We start from the raw sequence: 4,180 nt of genomic DNA, 5'->3' as shown, positions 1-4,180 counted from the left end.
GAGCAAGAGGAGCACCCGCGGCGGCGTGCTCCTCTTGCTGTTCGCGGTGACCGGACGGTGCGTCAGAACGCTGTCGACTGCTCGGCCGACGGTGGTGCGCCCTGGCGGGTCATTTCGAGGTAACGGCCCTCACGGGTCCGGCCGCTGTCGATGAGCACCCCCCGGGCCGCGAGGGTGGGCTGAAGGCGCTTGAGACGGTCGGAGAGCACCTTGCCGGTTGTCGGCCACCCTTTAGGCAGGGAACGCAGTTCGTCGCCGCTGTAGAGGCGGCTGAGGCAGTGCAGCCACTCGGTGGAGGTCATGCGCTGCTCTGCGCCGGGGGTCATGGTGTCGGCGTGCTGGAGTACGGTCTGCGCGAGCAGGTCGCCTTCGATGACGTCGTCGTTCAGGTCGTCCAGGCTCGCGCGGTACGCGGTGAGCGCCCCGAGGCCGGTGGCGGTGTCGAGCTGTGCGCACAGGTGGGCGAAGTCCGCCATGCGCAGATCGGTGGGCGTTTCCGCGTCGGCGGCCCGGACCTTGACCGCGAGGTCCAGGAGCGAGCCGAGGACGATGGGCAGGACTTCCTCGTACTCCGCCCAGAGTTCGGCCTCGGTGCGCCGGACGGTCGGCCGTTCCAGCCGCAGAGGCAGGAGCCGCTCCGCGAAGTCGGGCCGGATGATCCCCACGTCGATGCCGGTCAGGAGAAGGGGGCGGCGGTAGCCGACGCGGAAGACGTCCCCGTCGGTGAACAGGGCCCGCTTAACGGACTCGGCTCCGGTGACGATGCAGCACATGGCGTCGGACAGCTCCGGACTCATGTGGGAAAGGTTGTCCAGCGCGGTGACCCACCCGGCGGCCACGGCCGCGATCAGGTTCTCCTCGTCCTTCGGCGCCCTGCGCAGGTCACCGCTCATCCCCTCAATGATCCGCACCAGCATCCGCCCACCGGTCGACTTCCCCGCGCCTTGCGGCCCGGTGAGGAAGGGGGCGGGGACGGGGACGGAGGGTCCGAGGCAGCCGATGAGCCAGGCGATGGACAGGCACTCGGTCTCGGCGTTGGCGAAGTTGCACAGCCGCATCAGCAGGTCGATGCCCTTGCCCTCGGTGTCCTTGGCCGGTAGGGGCAGTTCCCCGGTGAGCTGGGTGCGCCGCCAGCACACCTCACGCGGGTCCGGGATGGCGATGTCCCACCCGTTGGGATGGATGCGGACGGACTGCCCGTCCTCGCGGCCCAGGTCCAGCCACGTGGCCCCGTCGAATCCGGGGGCGACGCGGATGTTCACTGCCTGGGTGTCCTCCGTCAGCGCCAGCGCCTCGATCAGGTCCAGCGCCTCTTTCAGCGCGGTGCCGTTGAAGACGCCCACCCCGTCCTTGAACATGCCGACCATGAGTTCCTGCCGGTGGCTGCCCGTGGTGCCCTGGGAGCGGATCGGGCGGGCCACAGGGTGGCGGTTCTTCTGCGCGTAGACGGTGCCGTCGGCGGTGCGGAAGTACCGGAAGTGCTGCTGCGCGTAGTCGGTGATGATCTGCCGGGCCGGGGTCTTCTCGTCGTCGGACACCGGTCACAGCCCCAGCGCGGTGCGGGCGTTGGTCCAGGCATCGGCGCAGTGCCGAGCGGACTCCCCCTTGGCGTGCGCGGCGGTGAACAGCCGCTCCATGTGAGCATCGGTGAGGCAGCCGCACCGGCCATGGGTGGACAGGACAGCGAGAAACACCCCGTACACCGTGGTGTGCACGGCACTCCGGGCGCTGGTGATGCGCTGCTCAGCCATGGCGATACCGCGCTCCAGGTAGACGGGGGAGCGGTGCCGGCACTCCCCGCCCCCGCCCGGTGCGGACACGGAGATGACGCCCCGGGCGCGGGCAGGGGTGGGGTCCTCCCGCACGACCAGGGCCCGGACAGCGTCCGGCAGGGGTGTGAGGGTGCCGGTGCCGGGTCCGAGCCAGCGGGCGTACTGCATCAAGGATTTGATGTCGACGCCGGGGCGGACGCCGTTCGCTGAGCGCATGGTGCCCTGGTAGATCCAGTGTTCGCCGCGTGTGGTGGGCACGGTCCGGGTGGCGGGGAGGGTTTCGCGGGCCCAGGCGATGGCGCGGGGGTCGTCCAGGTCCACGACGGTCAGGTCCGCCCCGCCGGGGTGGTAGGCGATGGCGGCGGCCTGTCGCCATCCCGGGGTCCATGCGGGGGAGGTGAGAACGGCGGGGTCGGTGGTGGCGGCGGCCCACCCGTGGCACGGGGCGGGGCACTGGCAGGTGCCTGCCGCCTTCATGTGGGGCCGGTCTCCGCAGGCGCTGCCAGCGCAGGAGCGGCAGTTGCCGAGGGGGAGTTTCCCGGCGCGCAGGGGCAGGACGGGCACACCCGCTTCGGCGAGCTTCAGCGCTGTATGCAGCAGCGCGGCCTTGCGGTCATGGGTCATGCTGGGTGTCTCCAGTTCTCGTGAGTGCTGGGAGACGAGAGCGGCCCCGGTCATTGGCGTGAGTGGGGGCCGCTCTCGTTGTTAGGCAGCGAGTTCGGGTTGCTGCCAGGCGGGAAGGGCGCTCAGGACGTGGGTGCGCCAGTTGAGGGCGTAGGGCAGGCAGTTGGCGCAGTTCAGGTGGGTGTGGCCGGGCAGGGGCGGGCGGCGGCGGGCGTGGTAGGACCAGGCTGCGGAGTCTGCGGATGCGAGCAGGTGCCCGACCTTGGCCAGGCCCAGGGTCTTGAACCCGAAGCCGTGCAGGCGCAGCCCGTGGGCGGCCATGGCGGTGACGATGGCCGCGCCTTCGGCGGTGGACTGGAGACGGCAGACCGACCCGAGTCCCACGGTGGGTTCGCGGGTGAGGTCGATGCCGGCGCGCTCGTAGAGGTTCCGGCAGTGTTCGTAGTCGGGGACCGTGCGGCCCTGGAGTACGGGGATGATCCGCAACTCCGGGGCCACGGACCGGAGCTCCAGGAAGTTCGCGACCGTCCGGTGTTGGTGCTCCAGCACGCTGAGACCGGTTCCAGCGAAGGTGAGCGGTCCGGCGGTGCCGCCGTGGATGATGAGGTCTTCACACATCCAGTCCTGGGGGGCGGCCCAGTCGAACGGGCCCACGGTCTCCCAGATCCGGCGTAGGTCCTGGATGTACTGGCGCGGAGTGCGGGTCCAGCGGCCATGACGCTGGAGCTCCGAGAATCCCCCGCTGTCGACCGCGTACCGGCCGATCGCGACCGGCGGGGTCCGGGCCACGGTGAAGTGCTCCGACTTCAGGAACAGCGGCACGTCCGTGAGCCGGACCCAATGCCGCTTGTGAGTCGTGAGGTAGAACAACACGCGCTCTCCTCAGGAGGCTTTGGGGCGGCGCGGGCGGTGGGGGATCGTGACGGGGGCGGTTGACGGCTTGTGGCCGCTCTCGGGGTTCCAGCGGCCCGGGGCGGGTCCGCATGGCATGTCGGGTGCTGTCCTGGGGGGCTTGGGGGGTTTGGTGTTGCCGGTGCCCCGGGGGCCGGACATACGGGTCTCCTTGGGTAGGGGGTTGGAGATGGTGTGCCGGACCGGTGTGGTCACGGGTTGTGACAGGGAGGGATGCGGGCCGGGGGACGGGACCCCTGTTTCCCGGGGGTTTTCGTGGGGTTGCGGGGGTGGGTCCCTGGGTCCCTGGGGTGGTGATCTGTGCTGATCAGAGCAGGGATGGGGGTTCAGGGACCCGGTCAGGGAGAACTCCCTGTGTCCCTGGCGGGGTCCCTTTACTCTGCGTGGCTGATCGTGGTGTCGTCGGCCCGGTTGTCGAGGGCCGCGAGGACCTTGGTCCGGTTGACGACTTTGTGACCGTCGGACTTGTGGGGCTTGGCTCCGACGGCTTCGAGGACGCGGGAGAGGTCGGCGAACGTCCACTCGCGGTACTCGGCCGGGTCGAGCGCCGCGAGCCGCAGGAGGACTTCCTGGGTGCGCATCCGGGCGGTGTCTCCGAGGACTTCCGCGATGTCGGCGAGCGGGTCCGCCTGCTCGCTGGTGTCCATGGCGGCCGGGGTGGTGACTCCAGCCCGGCGGGTCTTGGCGCGGTCGGCGACTTCTGCGGCGTGTTCACCGGAGATGAAGTGGGTGCGGATCGTGATGCTGCTCTGTCCGGGGGCGAGTTTGACCCCGTCTCCGGCGACGACCACGGTGCCTTTGTCGAGGCCCTGACGGAGCTTGTGCGGGGCGGCGCCGCCGTTGACGGCCTTGTCCCCCAAGGCCATGCGGGC

At 70.4% G+C, this 4,180-nt stretch carries 3 protein-coding genes and 1 pseudogene; all 4 read right to left on the bottom strand.

From position 1 onward, the window contains the following. Positions 1-62: 62 nt before the first annotated feature. Positions 63-1,538, bottom strand: coding sequence for an ATP-binding protein (locus ACWF94_RS35075; protein ID WP_453498114.1), 1,476 nt, complete (start codon positions 1,536-1,538; stop codon positions 63-65). 3 nt (positions 1,539-1,541) lie between these two features. Beyond that, complete coding sequence (locus ACWF94_RS35070) at positions 1,542-2,396, bottom strand: bifunctional DNA primase/polymerase (RefSeq protein WP_453498117.1); 855 nt, start codon at positions 2,394-2,396, stop codon at positions 1,542-1,544. An 81-nt stretch (positions 2,397-2,477) separates the two neighbouring features. Next, entirely contained in the window at positions 2,478-3,269 is a 792-nt protein-coding gene (locus ACWF94_RS35065) for a deazapurine DNA modification protein DpdA family protein (RefSeq protein ID WP_453498111.1), read from the bottom strand. A gap of 413 nt (positions 3,270-3,682) precedes the next feature. Further along, positions 3,683-4,180: pseudogene (locus tag ACWF94_RS35060) on the bottom strand (ATP-binding protein); the annotation flags it as partial.

The organism is Streptomyces sp. NPDC055078 (assembly GCF_053607985.1).
This window is presented reverse-complemented; position numbering and strand designations above follow the sequence as displayed.